The sequence below is a fragment of the Clostridium phoceensis genome, from assembly GCF_001244495.1.
Lineage (GTDB): Bacteria > Bacillota > Clostridia > Oscillospirales > Oscillospiraceae > Lawsonibacter > Lawsonibacter asaccharolyticus.
The window spans coordinates 1,846,520-1,863,205 of sequence record NZ_LN866274.1 but is presented as its reverse complement, the minus strand read 5'-3'; the positions used below and the strand labels follow the sequence as shown (position 1 = coordinate 1,863,205).

Here is a 16,686-nt window from a genome sequence, read left to right as displayed (position 1 = left end):
AAGCAGATCCGCCTTTCATATTGCTTCATCCGGTTTCGTAGGGTCTCGCGCAAAAGTTGTAGAAAAGTTGTAGTAACCCGATTTTTTGTAGTAAATGACCTCTTTAGTACAGCTTTGCTCCCGCCGGAATACTGTCATCCAGCATCAAAAGATTTAAGCCTTCCCGTCCGTCATACTCGTACACTGCGGAAATCAGCATACCCTCGGAATCAATACCCATCATCTTTCTCGGCGGCAGGTTTGTGATTGCCACACAGGTCTTACCAACCAGCTCTTCCGGCTCGTAATACTCGTGAATACCGCTTAAAATGGTGCGTTTCCGGTCTGTTCCGTCATTCAGTGTGAATTTCAGGAGCTTCTTGGACTTGGGTACTGCCTCGCAGGCTTCGATCTTAACCACTCTGAAATCAGACTTACTGAATGTTTCAAAGTCTACATCATCTGCAAACAAAGGCTCGATTTTCACTTTGGAAAGATCAATCTGTACGCTTGGCGCGGACACGGTTGCATCCTCTGCAGAACCATTTACCGCTGCTTTTTCGGCTTTGTTTTCAGCCTTCTTTGGGTCCAGGGTCTTCATTGTCGGGAACAAAATGACCTCCCGGATGGAGTCGCTGTTGGTGAGCAGCATGACACAGCGGTCGATGCCGATGCCCAGACCGCCCGTGGGAGGCATACCGTACTCCAGGGCGGTAAGGAAGTCCTCGTCCATCATGCCGGCTTCGTCATCTCCCTTATCCCGCAGCTCCACCTGCTTCTGGAAGCGGCCCCGCTGGTCGATGGGGTCGTTGAGCTCGGAGAAGGCGTTGCCCATCTCACTGTGGCAGATGAACAGCTCGAACCGCTCGGTGAGCCGGGGGTCCTTGGGGGACCGCTTGGCCAGTGGGGACACATCCACCGGATGCATGGTGATGAAGGTGGGCTGGATCAGCTTCTCCTCCACCTTCTGATCAAAGCACTCATATAGGGCGTTGCCCCAGGTCTTGTCCGCGGTCTCGGGCAGCTCCACGCCGATGGACTTGGCGGCGGCCACCGCCTCCTCGTCACTGTTGATGGCCATGAAGTCGATGCCGCAGTACTGCTTCACCGCCTCATGCATAGGCATGCGGGGCCATCCGGGAGTCAGGTCGATCTGCTCCCCCTGCCACTCCACCTGATAGGTGCCCAGGATCTTCTGGGCGGCGGAGGAGAGCAGGTCCTCGAACAGATCCATCATGTCGTTGAAATCGGCGTAGGCCTGGTAGAGCTCCACGGTAGTGAACTCCGGATTGTGCTTCGGGTCCATGCCCTCATTGCGGAAAATGCGGCCGATCTCATACACCCGGTCCAGACCGCCCACAATGAGACGCTTCAGGGGCAGCTCGGTGGCGATGCGCATAAACATGTCGATGTCCAGGGTGTTGTGGTGGGTGATGAAGGGACGGGCAGTGGCGCCGCCGGAGATGGTGTTCAGGACGGGGGTCTCCACCTCCATATAGCCCCGGCCGTCCAGGAAGTCCCGCACATGCTTGATGAACTGGGAGCGGATGATGAAGTTGCGCTTCACCTCCGGGTTGACGATCAGGTCCACATATCGCTGGCGGTAGCGCAGCTCGGTGTTGGTCAGGCCGTGAAATTTCTCCGGCAGGGGCAGAAGGGACTTGGACAGCAGGGTCACCGCCTCCACCCGGATGGACATCTCCCCCCGCTGGGTGCGGAACACGATGCCCTTCACTCCCACGATGTCGCCGATATCCAGCTTCTTGAAGCGGTCGTACTCCTCCCCATCCATCTCGTCCCGGCGGGCATAGAGCTGGATGCGGCCCGACTTGTCCTGCAGGTCGCAGAAGGACACCTTGCCCATGCCCCGCTTGGACATGAGCCGCCCGGCCAGCGAGACTTGGCTGCCCTCCATGGCGTCAAAATCCGCCTTGATGGCGGCGCTGTCGTGGGTGACCTCATATTTGGTGATCTGGAAGGGGTCACGCCCCCCCTCCTGGAGCTCCTTCAGCTTGTCCCGGCGGATCTGGAGCAGCTGGGACAGGTTCTGCTCCTGGTTCTTCTCTTCAGCCATGTTGTCTCTCTCCTATCTCTGTGGATGGCGGGGCGCTCAGCGCTGCTCCACCTTCAGCAGCTTGTACTCGATGCGTCCGGCGGGGGCGTCCACCACCACTTGGTCTCCCTCGCTCTTGCCCAGCAGGGCCTTGCCGAAGGGGGAGTCCTCCGAGATGGCCCCGTTCATGGGGTCGGCCTCCTGAGAGCCCACGATCTTGTACACCATAGTCTCGTCGAATTCCTCGTCCAGCACGGTGACCGTGGAGCCCAGGCGGACAGAGCTGCCGTCAGAGGGCTCCTCCTCGATGACCACATAGTTGGACAGGATCTCCTCGATCTCAGCCATGCGGGAGTAAAGCTTGCCCTGCTCGTTCTTGGCCTCATCGTACTCGCTGTTCTCAGACAGGTCTCCGAAAGAGCGGGCCTCCTTGATCAGCTCGGCCACTTCCTTCTCCCGAACTGTCTTCAGATAATTCATCTCGTCCTGAAGCTCTTTCAGGCGCTGGGGGCTGAGTTTATATTCCTTTGCCATGACTCGTTGCACACCTTTCAGACCGCTCTCCGGGGCGGCCCCGGGGCGGATGATCGTTCCAGAATATGAAAATGGGTATATGGATGCAGTATGTGCTATTATAGTGTTTTCGGCTCCGTCTGTCAAGTAAATTCTAGGTCAGTGCGCTCCAGACGCCCTGTCTCCCACAGGATCTCCAGCAGGGGCAGCCACTGGCCCTCCTTCTGCCGCTCTAAGCCGGGGACCGACACCGCCAGCCCCGCCAGATCCGCTTCCGGCCCAAACAGGGAGAGGACCGCCTGCCCCGCCTCCTCCGTCCGGGGATCGAAGCGGATGGCCGCCTGGACGCCGGCCCAGTCCGGCCGCAGGGCCACACCGTACTGTCGGTGGAGGTAGCGTTCCAGCTCCCCTCCGCCCGTCTGTACGGAGAGGCACAAATCCCGCACCCTGGGGCACAGCTCCTCCGCCGCCCGGACCAGATCCCGCTCCGCCCGGCTCCCCCGCAGGGCCACCGCCGCCCGCAGCGGGTCCTCCCCTTGGCGGCGCAGCAGCGCCAGAGCCATAGGGGCGGCGCANCCTCTTTCTCTTAGACACATCTAGATGGATAAAAGAAACGGCTCTGGTACCCCCCCTGCCCCAGCCCCCCCCCCCCCCCCCCCACGGCATAGCCCGCCGCCGCCCCCGCCTATGCCTCCGGGCACTGAGAAAGGCGGCGGGTCTGCCCCCGCCGCCTGAGATTGTCGAAAAAGTGGCAAAGCCACTTTTTCGAGAAAGATGCAGTCTGCCGCGCGTAGGGTTTGACCGCCTGCGGCGGACAACCCTCACATTTGCAGCCTGAGCAGTGTTTTCCCCGATGCACAGGTCGCCGGGGAAAACGGATCTAAACTGGGTTCGCGCCTGCGGGCGCGAACTCTGCGAGGCTTTTTCCACAAGCTGAGGCGGCGGGCCTGTGCCCGCCGCCTGAAGTCTCTGTCTGTGTCCCCTATTTTTCCCAGGGGACGTCATTTTTCTTGGTCTGGGGCGTCCTGTGCTCCAGCAGGCGGCGGGCGGCCTCCCGCTCCTCCTCGCAGTGATTGCTCCAGGTCTCCCCGTCCGCGATCTTCTGCAGGCGCTTCTCGCTGTACGAGGCATAGTCTTTCATGGCTATCTGGACCCGTTCCTCCCGCTGCTGTTCCAGCCGCTCCTCATGTCTCCGGGCTCTCTCTGCCTTCTCCCGCTCCTCCTCCTGGCGGCGGGCCACCCATTCCTCCTCCGCGCAGAAGCGCAGGGCCCGGCAGCGGCCGCAGGAAAACAGCTCCACCGGGATGGCTCCCTCTGCCCAAGCGTTGGCATCCCGTCCGAACAGAAAACCGTCGCTTACAGCTCCGGTTCGGAGGTATTCCATCCCCAGGCTTTGAAAGATCCCGCCGCAGGGACACCGCATCTCTTCCATGCCGCGCTCCCCTCTCTCAGCTCACAGTGTAGCTCACGCTCTTGCCACTGGCCCGCAGTGTAAAGGTGGAACCTCTAAAATAGTTCAGGGGGTCCTGACGCTGTCCGTTCAGGCGTACCTCAAAGTGGAGGTGGTTTCCGGTGGAGGAACCGGTGGTCCCCACCAGGCCGATGGTCTGTCCCTGGGTCACCTTATCTCCCTCACTGACCAGCCGCTTGCTCATATGGGCGTAGAGGGTGCTCTCTCCGTTGGCATGGCTGATGACCACATAGTTGCCGTAGGAGCTGTTGTAGGTGGAAGTAAGGACTACGCCGCTCTTGGCGGCCCAGATGTCCGTTCCGCCGGCGGCGGCGATATCCACTCCAGTGTGGTTGTTGGGCCGCCCGGTGACCGGGTGCGTACGGCTGCCAAACAGGGAGGTAATGGTGGTGGCATAGCTGGGCCACTTGAAGCCCTTTTCACTGACGATGGTCACGCCCTGGGCAGCCAGCTGGGCCTGGAGCTCCCGCTCTTTCCGGGCGATCTCGTTGTCCATGGCCTTGGCCGCCGCCTGGAGCTTGGCCTCCATGGCCTCCAACTCGTCCTCCTGGCTGCTGATCTGACTGATGAGGGCGTCTACCTCCGCCTGCTGGCTCTTCAGCCTGGCTTTGGCGTCCGCCTGCTTCTGCCGGGCCTCCTCCTGGGCGGTGCGGGCCTCCTCCAGCTCCGCCTTCTCCTGCTCGATCTGGGCCTGGGTGGCCAGCAGCTCGTCCATGATGGCATTGTCATAGGCCATGATCTCCTCCACCATCATGAAGCGGTCCAGCATGTCAGAGAAATCCTCCGCGTTAAAGAGGATGGCCCAATAGGAGACCTCCCCCTCCTCCTCCATATAGCGCACCCGCTCACAGAAGAGCTGATACTGCTCCGCCTCCTGCTGCTCCAGCTGAGCCAGTTCGTCCTCCTTCTGGGAGATCAGCTCGTCATATTTGGCGATCTGTGCGTCGATGTTGTTGATCTCCGACTGGATCACGTTGATCTGCTGCTCCAGCAGGCTCTTCTGTTCCAATGCCTCATCCTTGTCGGCGGCGATGGCGTTTAACTGGGCCTGGATCTCCTTTTGCTGCTGCTCCAGCTCGCCGGCGCTCTCCTTCAGCGCATCGATCTCCGCCTGAGTCACGGCGGAGGCCGGCATGGACACCGCCCCCGGCAGAGCCAGCAGAAAGGAGGCGGAAAAGAGGACCACCAGCGCCAGGCTGATGGCGGGGATAGCGCGTCTTTTCATGGGCCGCCTCCCCTCAGTGGACGAAAATATTGGCTACGATGGGCAGCAGCATCAGCAGGGCCATGATCCCTGCCAGCACTGCCATCACGATCCTCTGTGTCTTTTTTCTCATACCTGCTTCTCCTTATCTCATACCTGAAGGAACTTCCGGATGGCCACCACCGAGCCGCCCACACCGATCACCAGTCCCACGCCGCAGAAGACCAGCACGATGTTCCCCGCCATGGAGGCGTAGGACAGAACGGTGATCAGGCTCAGGCCGTTGGTCTGGAGGATCAGCCGGGAGACCGCCTCATACAGCCCCCATTGGATGAAGAAAGCTACCAGGGCGCCTGTAAGGCCCAGGATCATGCCCTCCACCACAAAGGGCCAGCGGATGAAGCCGTTGGTCGCACCGCACATCTTCATGATGGCGATCTCCTCCCTGCGATAGAAGGTGGCCAGCTTGATGGTGTTGGCGATGATGAACAGGGACACCACCACCAGCATGGCCACCAGCACAGCCGCCACGCCGGTGGCGATGTTGCGCACCATGACGAAGCCCTGGGCGATCTCAATGGCCGCCTGGGTATGGGCCACTCCCCGGACAGCCTCCACCTGAGACACGGTGGCCGCCATCTGCTCGATATCCTTGACATGGATCTCGAACCGATCCCGGAGCACCTCGGGGGGCAGGCTGTCCATCAAATCGTTCTGCTCCCGCCCTGCCTTAAAATCCTCCAATGCCTCCGCCCTTGTGACAAAGGTGACCTGGGACACATTGGGGACAGCCTCGATTTTCGGCTGAAGGGCCCGGGCCTGCTCCTCCGAGTAGCTGTCATCAATGTAGGCCAGGAACAGATTCTCGTCCTCCAGGTCCCCCAGCATGTGGTCCAGGTTGACCGCCAGCAGGGTGAAGGAACCCATGATCAGCAGGCAGGCCACGATCATGCACACAGCGGCAAAAGACATGAAGCCGTGGGTGAAGATAGAGTGGAAGCCCTCGCTGAGATAGTATTTTCCGTTAAATCGTCTCGCCATTGTTGTAATACCCGCCTGTCTCGTCGCTGATGATCCGTCCGTTCTCGATGGCGACGACTCGTTTGGAGAACCGGTTGACCAGGGATTTCTCGTGGGTGACCACCAGCAGAGTGGTACCCAGCTCGTTGATGCGCTCCAGCAGCATCATGATCTCCAGGGATCGCTGGGGGTCCAGGTTCCCCGTGGGCTCGTCGGCGATGATCATGCTGGGATTGTTGACCAGAGCCCGGGCGATGGCCACCCGCTGCTGCTCGCCGCCGGACAGCTCCCCCGGATACTGGTCCGCCTTCTTCTCCAGCCCCACCAGCTCCAGCACATAGGGGATGCGCCGGCGCAGCTCCCGGGTGGAGGTGCCGATGGCCCGCATGGCAAAGGACAGGTTCTCATACACCGTCTTTTTCTCAATGAGCCGGAAGTCCTGGAAAATGATGCCCAGCGTCCGCCGCATGTAGGGCACCTGTCCCGGACGGATGTTGTTCATGTTGTAGCCGTTCACCATCAGCCGCCCCTCTGTGGTGGCGATCTCCCCGGTGATCAGCTTGATGATGGTGGACTTCCCGGAGCCGGATGGCCCCACCAGAAAGACGAACTCCCCGTCGTCGATCCGCATGGAGACCCCTTTCAGCGCCTTGGTCCCGTTGTCGTATTCTTTATATACATCGATGAACCGTATCATGTGTCCCTCCGCCAGACGGTCGCCACTCCCCCAAGTCGTGCCTTTGGCACGCTCTCTCCCAGGGGCGGGCGGCTGATGCGCTTTTCTCAAAGTGTATCACAGTTTGTGTGTTATGTAAATGGATTTTTGCGGCCATTTTGTCGCTTCCGCTCCTATATTGTAGCGGCGCCGCCCCGGAACGGCAACCCCTCCCAGAAAAAAATTTTGGCATTTTGCTCCTCCAAATTTTTCCTCCTCTCACAAAAAATCAACGCCCCCGCGCCGGACCCGGCGCGGGGGCGTGCTGTTCTTCGGTTCAGGATTCGATTCCCCGGGAAATGAGGTACTTCTTGACCATCAGCGCCACCTTGAAGGTAATGGCATCATCGAACTCCCGCAGGTCCAGGCCGGTGAGCTTCTTGATCTTCTCCAGCCGGTACACCAGGGTATTGCGGTGGACGAACAGCTTCCGGGCAGTCTCGGACACGTTCAGGTTGTTTTCAAAGAACTTGTTGATGGTGAGCAGAGTCTCCTGGTCCAAAGCGTCGATGGGGTTCTTCTTAAAGACCTCCTGGAGGAACATCTGGCACAGGATGGTAGGCAGCTGATAGATCAGCCGGCCGATGCCCAGGTTCTCATAGTTGATGACCGTCTTCTCGGTGTCGAACACCTTGCCCACGTCGATGGCTACGCCGGCCTCCTTATAGGCCCGGGCCAGGTCCCGGATGTGGTTGACCACGGTGCCGATTCCAATGACCACCTTGATGCCCAGTTCCTGGTTCACCGCGGTAGAGATCTGCTTGGCGATCTTCTGGAGCTCCTTGGCATCCGCCCCCTCGGGCAGCTGCTTGATCAGGGCCACGTCTGTCTCATTGATGGAGATGACAAAGTCTGTCTGCTTGTCCGGGAACAGGTTCTGGATCACATCGATGGTGCTCACATCCGCCTGCCCCAGCTGGCGCACCAGGAAAGCTGCCCGGGGCACCTCAGAGACAAAGTGCAGCTCCTTAGCCTGGGTATAGATGTCCCCCAGCAGGATATTGTCCGAGATGATGTTTTTCACAAAGGTGGCTTTGTCGTGCTTCTCCTCATAAGAGGTCTTGGCTCCGTTGAAGGCCACCACCGCCATGGCGCACAGGGCCGCGCTCTCCGGGTCCTCCCCCTGGACAAAAGCGGCGTAATCGAACTGAGCGCCCCAGCCGGCCAGCGGCTTGAAGGTCTTCCCCTCATACCGGGTGATCCCGTTGTCGGCGGCATTGATGGCCGCCACCGCGCCGGACCAATGCTCACCGATACTGGTGAGCTCACTGCATGCCACGACGATGCCGTCCGCGTCAATGACACCCACCACCCGGTCGATGCCGTCCTTCATCTGGAGTACGACTCCCTGGAACATCCTGCTGGACACATTGATCCCTCCCATGTGTTACTTGTACACTACGCCTATTATAACGGTTCCCCCCCGGTTTTGGCAAGAGGTTTTGCATAATTTTTTGTTCAAAACGCCGAAAAACCTGGATCTCCCGCTGTTCCCCGCCGCAGCAGCGCCTTCTCCTCCCCTGTCAGCGGCCGCCACTCCCCCGGCGCCAGCGCCGGGTCCAGGGCGATGGGCCCCATGGACAGGCGCTTCAGATAGACCACCGGCTTCCCCCGGGCGGCCAGCATCCGCTTCACCTGGTGATATTTCCCCTCCCGCAGGGTGACATGACACTGGGAGCCGTCCCCCAGCGGCTCCAGCTCCGCGGGCAGACAGTGCAGCCCGTCCCCCAGCACCATCCCCGCCGCCAGGGCCTCAGCGTCCGTCCGGTCCAGCCGACCCTCCACCTTGGCGTAGTACACCTTGTCCACGTGGTTTTTGGGGGAGAGCAGGGCGTGGCCGAGGGGACCGTCATCAGTGAGGAGCAGGAGCCCCTCGGTATCCTTGTCCAGCCGCCCCACCGGGAAGAGCCCCCGGCGGCGCAGGTGCTCCGGCAGCAGGTCCAGCACTGTCTTCTGCCGCCGGTCCTCCGTGGCGGACAGGAGGCCCGCCGGCTTGTGGAGCATCAGATAGACGAAAGGGGCGCAGTCCACCCGCTCTCCGTCCACAGTGAGGCCGGCCGCTCCGGGCTCACACTTCTCCTCCGGCCGTCGGGCAGGGACGCCGTCCACCCACACCCGCCCCTGGCGGATCAGTTCCTTCACCTCCCGGCGGGACCACCGCCCCGTGGAGGAGAGCAGCTTGTCCAGACGCTCCTGTGCCATACTTGTCCTCCTGTTCCTCCGCCCCCTCCTGCCTGCCGGCCGTCTCCGCGCTCCTGTCCGGACTTTATGAGGGCAGGCATAAATTTGTCCCGCCCCTCATAGACATGAGTAGAAACCAAGGCGTTGGAAGGAGAATGCGCTGTGATAATCCTGACTGCAAAACTGCCCCGCCACCGAAAGCTGACCATCGGGGTGGCCGTGGCCGCCCTGGCCTGCTGCGCCGCCCTGGTGCTGACCCTGGGCGGCGGCCCCGCCCGGGAGGCGTCCGCCTCTGCCGTCCCCAGCCCAAAGGGGGTCAAGAGCAACGAGGACCGGGTGGCCTACCTCCAGTCCTACGGCTGGGAGGTCAGTGCCGAGCCCCTGGCCACCGAGGAGCTGCTCATCCCCAAGGAGATGGATGCGAGCTATGACGACTATCTGGCCCTGCAAAGCGGGCAGGGCTTCGACCTGTCCAAATATGCCGGCAAGCGGGTGAAGCGCTACACCTACGAGATCACCAACTACCCCACCGGTGAGACCGGCATCCTAGCCAATCTGCTGATCTACAAAAACACGGTGATCGGGGGCGAGGTCCTCTCTCCCCAGCTGGACGGCTTTCTCCACGGGCTGGCCATGCCCTGAAGGCCCCGTGGACGGGGCGCCCGGCTGGTCTGAGGGCTCACTTCTCCAGCAGGTGGACGTTTAGATGATCGTAGGTCATCTGGATCCTGTGGCGTTGGAAGGCGGGGCGCACCCCCTCCATAACGCCGTAATACACGTCCCAGTAGTCCCCCGCGGCGGTCCACACCCGCACCACATATTCGATGCTGCTGGCACCGTACTTGGAGATCCAGATGGAAGGGGCCGGGTCCTCCAGGATCTGCGGGAACTGGGCCAGCACCTCCCCCAGCGCCTGCTTCACCGTCTCAGTCGGCGCATCGTAGGAGGCGGAGAAGGTCAGCTCCACCCGCCGCTTGCCCAGCTTGGTATAGTTGATGATCTTGGCCGCCGCCACCTGGCTGTTGGGGATAAAGATCTCCTTGTTGTCCACGGTGGCCAGGGTGCTGTACGCCAGGCCGATGGAGATGACCGTGCCCCCCACCCCGTCCGCCTCCACATAGTCCCCCACCTCGAAGGGCTTGGACACCAGGATCATGATGCCCCCCGCCAGGTTGGAGAGGGTGTTCTGGAGCGCCAGGGAGATAGCCAGGCCGGCCACGCTGAGCAGGGCGATCATGGAGGCCACCGGGATGCCAAGGGAGTCCGCCACCACCAGGACCAGGAGGAACCACAGGGCGATCCGCACCACAGAGCGGATATAGCCCCCCACTGACCCCAGGTTCTGAGATCTGGACAGCATCCGGTCCACGATCCGCAGAAGGACCCGGATCACCACGACCCCCGCCAGAATGAGCAGGGCAGTGCGGAACAGGGCGCTCAGGTCCAGGGCATTCAGCTTCAGCCCTTCCAGCACGCCGGAGACCAGTTCTTCGGTAGACATGGCAGTTTTCCCCCAGTTCGACAGGATCTGTATTTTGGTTTTTATTATAACAAGCTTTTTCCCCTCAGGCAAGGAGAAACGCGGCAGGCCGGGACTCGGTCCGCCGCGTCACTTTTTCTGTTCGGAGCGTCAGCTCTCCCCGCCCCCCGCGTGCCGCTTCAGGCAGGCGAAGGTCTCCGGGCTGATGTCGTGCTCGATGCGGCAGGCGTCCTCTGCCGCCACCTCCGGCGTCACACCCAGCTGGATCAGCCACTTGGTCAGGAAGCGGTGGCGCTCGTACACCGACTCCGCCGCCGTCTTTCCCGCCTCGGTAAGCAGGATGCGGCCGTCCCGTTCCATGGTGATATACCCGCTGGAGCGCAGGATGGACATAGCCCGACTCACAGATGGCTTGGAGTAGCCCAGGTGCTGGGCCACGTCGATGGACCGGACGTTGCCCTTCTGCTCATGGAGCACCAGGATGGCCTCCAGATAATCTTCTCCTGATTCATGCAGCGGCATAGGGACTCTCCTCTCATGTCCGCCTGCGGCGGATCTGCTTTTTATTGAGTTATATTATCATGTTTTGGAACGGATTTCAACCGCGATCCCCGCAAAAGGGGCGTCCCTCCCCGGGACGCCCCACCTTTTACTCCAGATCCTGGATATTCATTTTCTTCAGGTCTTCCTTCCACTCCCGGCGGTTCTTGTAGTAGAGCCAGATCCCGCCCAGCACCAGAGTGGGGACGTTGAATACCAGGAACACACCGCCCACCATGGCCAGATCCGCAGGCTGGAGCTGGTGATGCTCCTCCTCCCGGTGGTACTCCTCCACGATATTCCCGTGCCCGTCCGTGACCTGCACGGCCCCGCCGCCGGTGACAGCGGAGAAGCCGACCACCGACAGGCAGATCATCAGGCTCATCGCCAGGGTGATGGCGGGCAGGATCAGCCCCAGCCACTTTCCCTTCCTGCACAGCCAGACCTGAAGGGCCACCACCAGGGCCAGGGGCAGCAGCATAGAGAGCAGAACAACAGGGAGCACAAACAATATTGTCATTATGGAACCGCTCATCACGTCATCTCATCCTTTCTTATTTCCTTCTTATAGGCGGCGATCAGCAGCTTGGCTGTGTCAAAGTCCAGCCGCTCATTTACCGCCAGACGCTTGATCAGGGCAATGTAGGGGTCGGCCGCCCTGTCCTCCCCCAGCTTGATCTTCTGGATCAGCCGGTCCAGCCGCAGTCTCACCGTGGGATAGGTGACGCCGTACTGTCCCGCCACCTCTTTGAGGGAGCCGGAGGACAGCACAAATTTTTTGATGAACACCAGGTCCTCCTCCTCCAGACCGGCCATCCACTCGGGCACCAGTTCCACTGCCATCCTTTTACCCCCTTTCATAATATTGATTATATACTTTAATTTTATTAAAGTCAATCCTAAATTTTTATTTTAATAAAATTCTTTTTTACTTCTTTCTGATGAAAGGGATACCGAAAAGCCCCAGCCAGCCGCACAGGGGGGTACACTGTATGCCCGCCATACCGGGCGGGGCATGACCGGCTCCGGGCATCCGGCCTTATGGGGCTAGGAACGGGGAAGCGGCCGTCGGAAAGATCCCCCCGAAGCAGCTTTTCCTTTTTTCCACCTCAAAAAGACGCGGAAAGCCGGACCGCGGTCTCCCGCGGTCCGGCCCGTCAGATCGTTTTCTCTTATCCTCCGGCGTTCACAGCTCCTGTGCCGGATCACATGGTCTTGAGCTGTTCCTCCAGCTTGGCCACCAGCTCGGTGAGCTTCACGGCCCGCTCCTGCTCCGCCTTGACCACATGCTCGGGGGCCTTATTGACAAAGCCCGGATTGGCCAGCTTGGTGTTCAGCTTCTGGAGCTCGTCGCTGTTCTTTTTCAGCTCCTTCTCCATGCGGGCCTTCTCCTTCTCCAGGTCCACCAGCTCCGCCAGAGGCATGGAGATCTGGGCCGCATGGGTGACCACAGTGACGGAGCCCGCCTCCGGGGCGGTGCCCGGCTGGGCGAAGGTCACCTCGCTGGCATAGGCCAGCTTCTTCAGGAAGGGCACGCCCAGGACAAAGATGTCCCGCTCCCCGGTGGCCACCGTCAGGTGGGCCTTCTTGCTGGGGGGCACGTTCATCTCAGACCGGCGGGTGCGCACCCCACGGATGGCATCCATGATCAGCTCCATGGCCTTCTCCTCCTCTGGGAAGTCCAGAGCGGCATCTGCCACCGGCCAGTCGGAGAGCATGAGGAAGTCCCCCTCGTGGGGCAGGGCCTGCCAGATCTCCTCGGTGATGAAGGGCATGAAGGGATGGAGCAGCTTGAGCATCTGGGTGAGCACATGGCACAGCACCTGCTGGGCCCTCACCTTGCTGTCCTCGTCCTCCCCCTGGAGACGGGTCTTGGTCAGCTCGATATACCAGTCGCAGTAGTCGTCCCAGATGAAGTCATAGATCTTCTGGGCCGCCACGCCCAGCTCATACCGGTCCATGTTCTCGGTGATCTCACGGATGGCAGTGTTCAGCTTGGACAAGATCCACTTGTCCTCCAGCTCCAGCTTCCCAGGCAGCTGGCATGCGTCGATGGTCAGGTTCATCATCAGGAAGCGGCTGGCGTTCCAGATCTTGTTGGCGAAGTTGCGCATAGCCTCACACCGCTCGGTGTAGAAGCGCATGTCGTTGCCGGGGCTGTTGCCGGTGACCAGGTTGAAGCGCAGGGCGTCGGCGCCGTACTTGTCGGCGATCTCCAGGGGGTCGATGCCGTTGCCCAGGCTCTTGGACATCTTCCTTCCCTTGTCGTCCCGCACCAGGCCGTGGATGAACACGGTGTGGAAGGGGGGCTTCTTGGTCTGCTCGCAGGCGGAGAAGATCATCCGGGCCACCCAGAAGAAGATGATGTCGTAGCCGGTGACCAGCACGTCGGTGGGGTAGAAGTAGTCCAGGTCCTCCGTCTTTTCCGGCCAGCCCAGGGTGGAGAAAGGCCACAGTGCGGAGGAGAACCAGGTGTCCAGCACGTCCGGGTCCCGGTGGATCTTCCTGCTGCCGCACTTCTCACAGCAGTCCGGGTCATCACGGGTGACCGTCATGTGTCCGCAGTCATCGCAGTACCAGACGGGGATCTGGTGGCCCCACCACAGCTGCCGGGAAATGCACCAGTCGTGGACGTTCTCCATCCAGTTCAGATAGGTCTTGGCAAATCGGTCGGGGACGAAGCGGGTCTCCCCGTCCTCCACCACTTTGATGGCCGCCTCGGCCAGGGGCTTCATCTTCACGAACCACTGGGCGGAGATGATGGGCTCCACGTCGTTGTGGCAGCGGTAGCAGGTGCCCACGTTGTGGGAGTAGTCCTCGATCTTCTCCATGAGCCCCAGGGCCTCCAGGTCGGCCACCACAGCCTTCCGTGCCTCATAGCGGTCCATGCCCTCGTACTTGCCGCCGTTGGCGTTGACCTTGCCGTTGTCATCCAGCACCCGGATGGTGTCCAGGTTGTGGCGCAGGCCCACCTCGAAGTCGTTGGGGTCGTGGGCGGGGGTCATCTTCACGCAGCCGGTGCCGAAGTCCATCTCCACGTACTCATCGGCCACGATGGGGATCTCCCGGTCCATCAGGGGCAGGATGCAGGTCTTGCCCACCAGGTGCTTGTACCGCTCGTCGTTGGGGTTGACCGCCACGCCAGTGTCGCCCATCATGGTCTCCGGCCGGGTGGTGGCCACCACCAGATAGCCGGAACCGTCAGTCAGAGGGTAGCGCATATGCCACAGGTGGCCGGGCTTGTCCTGATACTCCACCTCCGCGTCAGACAGGGCCGTGACACAGTGGGGGCACCAGTTGATGATGCGGCTGCCCTTGTAGATGAGGCCCTTCTCATACAGCTCGCAGAAGGTCTCCCGCACCGCCTTGGAGCAGCCCTCGTCCATGGTGAACCGGGCCCGGTCCCAGTCACAGGAGGCGCCCAGCTTCTTCTGCTGCTGGACGATGCGGCCGCCGTACTGGCGTTTCCAATCCCACACCCGCTCCAGGAACTTCTCCCGGCCCAGGTCATAGCGGGTCAGTCCCTCCTTGGTGCGCAGCTCCTCCTCCACCTTGATCTGGGTGGCGATGCCCGCGTGGTCGGTGCCGGGGACCCACAGGGCGGCGTAGCCCTGCATCCGCTTAAAGCGGATGAGGATGTCCTGGAGGGTGGAGTCCATGGCGTGGCCCATATGCAGCTGCCCTGTCACGTTGGGGGGCGGCATGACGATGGTAAAGGGCTTCTTCTTAGGGTCCCGGTGGCCCCGGAAGCAGCCGTTCTTCTCCCAGGTCTCATAGATCCGGGACTCCACTTCCTGGGGCTCATAGACCTTTGGCAGTTCTTTTCTCATGTCGTTCACGTCCTATTTCCAATGTATTTTCATTCCGATTGGAGCCCTCCGGCCCCGGGTCTCACAGCTTTTTCATGGTCTGTCCGGTCTTCCGCTCCAGGAAAGCCCGGAACTGGTCCGCGGTCCCGGTGTGAAAGCCCTGCTTGTCGAACAGGTTGCCCTGCTGGCGGCTGAGCATGAGGAAGAAGTAGCGCCCGTCCTCACACAGGGCCTGGACGGAAGAGTAGTCAAAGGACTGCTCCCCCCGCTGGTTGGCGATGACATACCCTTCATCGGTGAACCGGGCGGTGTGCCGGGCGACGCCCTTCATCACGAACCGCCCCACCAGCCAGGCCCGGATCTCGTTGAGGAACAGGGCCCAGACCAGCATCAGCGCCCCCAGCAGCCCATACAGGAGACCCGCCCCTCCTCCGGAGGTCCAGGCCCCCCGCAGCAGGATCAGGCCGCAGAGCACCCCCATGGCCCGGAGCAGCAGGCTCCTCCAGCGCCTGTCCAGGCGGATGGCCGCCCGGTTCAGGGCTCGCAGGGCGCGCCAGTCATAGTCTGTCTCATTTACAAATTCCATTGCGCTCCCTCCATAAAAAACGCCCTGAGCCGGTCATGGCTCAGGGCGAACCTGTCATCGTCCGCGGTACCACCTGAATTCCCCTCGCGGGGCGCTCCTATCCTCTGTAACGGGAGGACCCGCCGCTGTCTACCGCCCCGCTGGGGCCTCGAAAACGGAGCTCCGGGGCCACTTCGCCGCTTCCCCATATGGCCTTGCACCGTCCGGCCACTCTCTGCTATGGGAACTGCGGTTACTCCTCCCCCTCAGCGCCTGTGATACAGGTGGTATTATATCCAGTTTCTTCAGTCCTGTCAAGGGACGCCGGGCCGGGAGGACCGGTAAAATTTCCTGCGCGGCCGCCCGCCCCGGAGGCTGCGCCCCAGGCAACTTACAGCATGAAGCCGTTCAGCAGCTCCTCCAGCGCCTCCCGTGCCCGCTGAGGCTCCGCCCGGTCATAGGCGTCCACACGGTACCACACCCCGCCCAGCGCGAAGTCGGCGCGGAACATCCGGGCGCCCCATTTGTCGTAATAGGGGTCTTCAGGGCCCTGCTCCACCGTGGTCATCACTGCGGACAGGCCGTTGGGGGCGGTGTGCTCCTCCGTGGTGTACTGGGTATCCGAGGGGAGCAGATGGCTCTGGCTGACCGGATGATCCGGCAGCTCCATCCGCTGGGTGCACGCCGTCACCCACACCTCCAGCCGGACGCCGGAATCCAGATATTCCGCCGTCCACTCCAGGGCGGTGGGGCCTTCGCTGTCGCTGCTCAGGGCCGCCCGAAAACCGGACTGGAGCTGTTCTTGCAGATAGGCGTTTTCCGGCAGCTCCAGGCCAAAGTATGCCTCCGCCTCCTCCCAGCTTGTCAGGTCCAGCCCCACCGTGGAGGCGGGGTGCTCCGCCGCCATGTCCAGCGCCTCCTGGGGCAGATCCTCCAGCGCCAGGAAGTCTATCCCTCCCTCCAGGGTATAGCCGTCGTAGTGCGCCTCCCCCAACGCCTCGCCGTCATCTGAGAGCTCAGCCGGGAGCAGCAGGTCCTCAAAAAATTTCAGGGACTGGAACCCTCCGATCTGGTTGGCCGCCCACGCCGACCCCAGCAGGGCCGCACACAGGCAGGCGGCGATCAGGCCGGTCCGCAGGGGCCGGCGGGCGCTGTG

The 16,686-nt window shown here is 61.6% G+C and carries 17 protein-coding genes and 1 other annotated feature; of the genes, 1 reads left to right on the top strand and 16 read right to left on the bottom strand.

Going from position 1 to position 16,686, the window contains the following annotated elements:
* Nucleotides 1-103: 103 nt before the first annotated feature.
* The 9 genes from lysS to BN1969_RS09695 all read right to left on the bottom strand — a co-directional run bounded on the left by lysS (nt 104) and on the right by BN1969_RS09695 (nt 9,157).
* Entirely contained in the window at nt 104-2,053 is a 1,950-nt protein-coding gene (lysS, locus tag BN1969_RS09735; protein ID WP_050624128.1) for a lysine--tRNA ligase, read from the bottom strand.
* 36 nt (nt 2,054-2,089) lie between these two features.
* Complete coding sequence (gene greA / locus BN1969_RS09730) at nt 2,090-2,566, bottom strand: transcription elongation factor GreA (protein WP_050624127.1); 477 nt, start codon at nt 2,564-2,566, stop codon at nt 2,090-2,092.
* A gap of 122 nt (nt 2,567-2,688) precedes the next feature.
* Complete coding sequence (locus BN1969_RS09725; protein ID WP_050624126.1) at nt 2,689-3,108, bottom strand: hypothetical protein; 420 nt, start codon at nt 3,106-3,108, stop codon at nt 2,689-2,691.
* A gap of 419 nt (nt 3,109-3,527) precedes the next feature.
* Nucleotides 3,528-3,977 (bottom strand): hypothetical protein, encoded by a 450-nt coding sequence (locus BN1969_RS09720; protein ID WP_050624125.1) that lies wholly within the window; start codon nt 3,975-3,977, stop codon nt 3,528-3,530.
* A 16-nt stretch (nt 3,978-3,993) separates the two neighbouring features.
* The gene (locus BN1969_RS09715) at nt 3,994-5,241 is read right to left on the bottom strand and encodes a murein hydrolase activator EnvC family protein (RefSeq protein WP_050624124.1); all 1,248 of its coding nucleotides are present in this window, start codon (nt 5,239-5,241) and stop codon (nt 3,994-3,996) included.
* 129 nt (nt 5,242-5,370) lie between these two features.
* The gene (gene ftsX, locus BN1969_RS09710; protein WP_050624123.1) at nt 5,371-6,261 is read right to left on the bottom strand and encodes a permease-like cell division protein FtsX; all 891 of its coding nucleotides are present in this window, start codon (nt 6,259-6,261) and stop codon (nt 5,371-5,373) included.
* Nucleotides 6,245-6,937: a cell division ATP-binding protein FtsE gene (gene ftsE / locus BN1969_RS09705; RefSeq protein WP_050624122.1), complete on the bottom strand. Its 693-nt coding sequence runs from the start codon at nt 6,935-6,937 to the stop codon at nt 6,245-6,247. Before ftsE ends, ftsX begins: the two co-directional genes overlap by 17 nt.
* 295 nt (nt 6,938-7,232) lie before the next feature.
* Complete coding sequence (locus BN1969_RS09700; protein ID WP_050624121.1) at nt 7,233-8,324, bottom strand: PucR family transcriptional regulator; 1,092 nt, start codon at nt 8,322-8,324, stop codon at nt 7,233-7,235.
* Nucleotides 8,325-8,413: 89 nt separating this feature from the next.
* Entirely contained in the window at nt 8,414-9,157 is a 744-nt protein-coding gene (locus BN1969_RS09695) for a pseudouridine synthase (RefSeq protein ID WP_050624120.1), read from the bottom strand.
* Nucleotides 9,158-9,298: 141 nt separating this feature from the next.
* Here BN1969_RS09695 and BN1969_RS09690 point away from each other — a divergent pair, with 141 nt between their 5' ends.
* Nucleotides 9,299-9,778: a DUF4830 domain-containing protein gene (locus BN1969_RS09690; RefSeq protein ID WP_050624119.1), complete on the top strand. Its 480-nt coding sequence runs from the start codon at nt 9,299-9,301 to the stop codon at nt 9,776-9,778.
* A gap of 37 nt (nt 9,779-9,815) precedes the next feature.
* Here the strand turns inward: BN1969_RS09690 and BN1969_RS09685 are convergent, their stop codons facing one another.
* From BN1969_RS09685 to BN1969_RS09655, 7 genes are all read right to left on the bottom strand, one after another.
* Nucleotides 9,816-10,637: a mechanosensitive ion channel family protein gene (locus BN1969_RS09685; protein ID WP_050624118.1), complete on the bottom strand. Its 822-nt coding sequence runs from the start codon at nt 10,635-10,637 to the stop codon at nt 9,816-9,818.
* Nucleotides 10,638-10,766: 129 nt separating this feature from the next.
* Nucleotides 10,767-11,138, bottom strand: a complete 372-nt coding sequence (locus BN1969_RS09680; RefSeq protein ID WP_050624117.1) for a metal-dependent transcriptional regulator — start codon at nt 11,136-11,138, stop codon at nt 10,767-10,769.
* Between the two features lie 127 nt (nt 11,139-11,265).
* A complete protein-coding gene (locus tag BN1969_RS09675; protein WP_147577059.1) occupies nt 11,266-11,676 on the bottom strand; it encodes a hypothetical protein in 411 nt (136 codons plus the stop codon).
* Between the two features lie 14 nt (nt 11,677-11,690).
* Entirely contained in the window at nt 11,691-11,999 is a 309-nt protein-coding gene (locus BN1969_RS09670; protein ID WP_050624115.1) for a DUF2089 family protein, read from the bottom strand.
* Between the two features lie 362 nt (nt 12,000-12,361).
* Complete coding sequence (locus tag BN1969_RS09665) at nt 12,362-14,986, bottom strand: valine--tRNA ligase (RefSeq protein WP_050624114.1); 2,625 nt, start codon at nt 14,984-14,986, stop codon at nt 12,362-12,364.
* A gap of 61 nt (nt 14,987-15,047) precedes the next feature.
* Nucleotides 15,048-15,551, bottom strand: coding sequence for a YcxB family protein (locus tag BN1969_RS09660; protein ID WP_050624113.1), 504 nt, complete (start codon nt 15,549-15,551; stop codon nt 15,048-15,050).
* Nucleotides 15,552-15,589: 38 nt separating this feature from the next.
* Nucleotides 15,590-15,809: a binding site (T-box leader), on the bottom strand.
* Between the two features lie 112 nt (nt 15,810-15,921).
* On the bottom strand, nt 15,922-16,686 hold a 765-nt coding region (locus BN1969_RS09655; RefSeq protein WP_187120341.1), incomplete at its 5' end, for a hypothetical protein.

Coding starts and splice junctions, on each gene's coding strand:
- BN1969_RS09660 (WP_050624113.1), bottom strand. CDS start 15,551: ATGGAATTTGTAAATGAGACAGACTATGACTGGCGCGCCCTGCGAGCC.
- ftsE (WP_050624122.1), bottom strand. CDS start 6,937: ATGATACGGTTCATCGATGTATATAAAGAATACGACAACGGGACCAAG.
- BN1969_RS09685 (WP_050624118.1), bottom strand. CDS start 10,637: ATGTCTACCGAAGAACTGGTCTCCGGCGTGCTGGAAGGGCTGAAGCTG.
- BN1969_RS09720 (WP_050624125.1), bottom strand. CDS start 3,977: ATGGAAGAGATGCGGTGTCCCTGCGGCGGGATCTTTCAAAGCCTGGGG.
- BN1969_RS09670 (WP_050624115.1), bottom strand. CDS start 11,999: ATGGCAGTGGAACTGGTGCCCGAGTGGATGGCCGGTCTGGAGGAGGAG.
- BN1969_RS09675 (WP_147577059.1), bottom strand. CDS start 11,676: ATGACAATATTGTTTGTGCTCCCTGTTGTTCTGCTCTCTATGCTGCTG.
- BN1969_RS09695 (WP_050624120.1), bottom strand. CDS start 9,157: ATGGCACAGGAGCGTCTGGACAAGCTGCTCTCCTCCACGGGGCGGTGG.
- ftsX (WP_050624123.1), bottom strand. CDS start 6,261: ATGGCGAGACGATTTAACGGAAAATACTATCTCAGCGAGGGCTTCCAC.
- BN1969_RS09665 (WP_050624114.1), bottom strand. CDS start 14,986: ATGAGAAAAGAACTGCCAAAGGTCTATGAGCCCCAGGAAGTGGAGTCC.
- BN1969_RS09725 (WP_050624126.1), bottom strand. CDS start 3,108: ATGGCTCTGGCGCTGCTGCGCCGCCAAGGGGAGGACCCGCTGCGGGCG.
- BN1969_RS09715 (WP_050624124.1), bottom strand. CDS start 5,241: ATGAAAAGACGCGCTATCCCCGCCATCAGCCTGGCGCTGGTGGTCCTC.
- BN1969_RS09680 (WP_050624117.1), bottom strand. CDS start 11,138: ATGCCGCTGCATGAATCAGGAGAAGATTATCTGGAGGCCATCCTGGTG.
- greA (WP_050624127.1), bottom strand. CDS start 2,566: ATGGCAAAGGAATATAAACTCAGCCCCCAGCGCCTGAAAGAGCTTCAG.
- lysS (WP_050624128.1), bottom strand. CDS start 2,053: ATGGCTGAAGAGAAGAACCAGGAGCAGAACCTGTCCCAGCTGCTCCAG.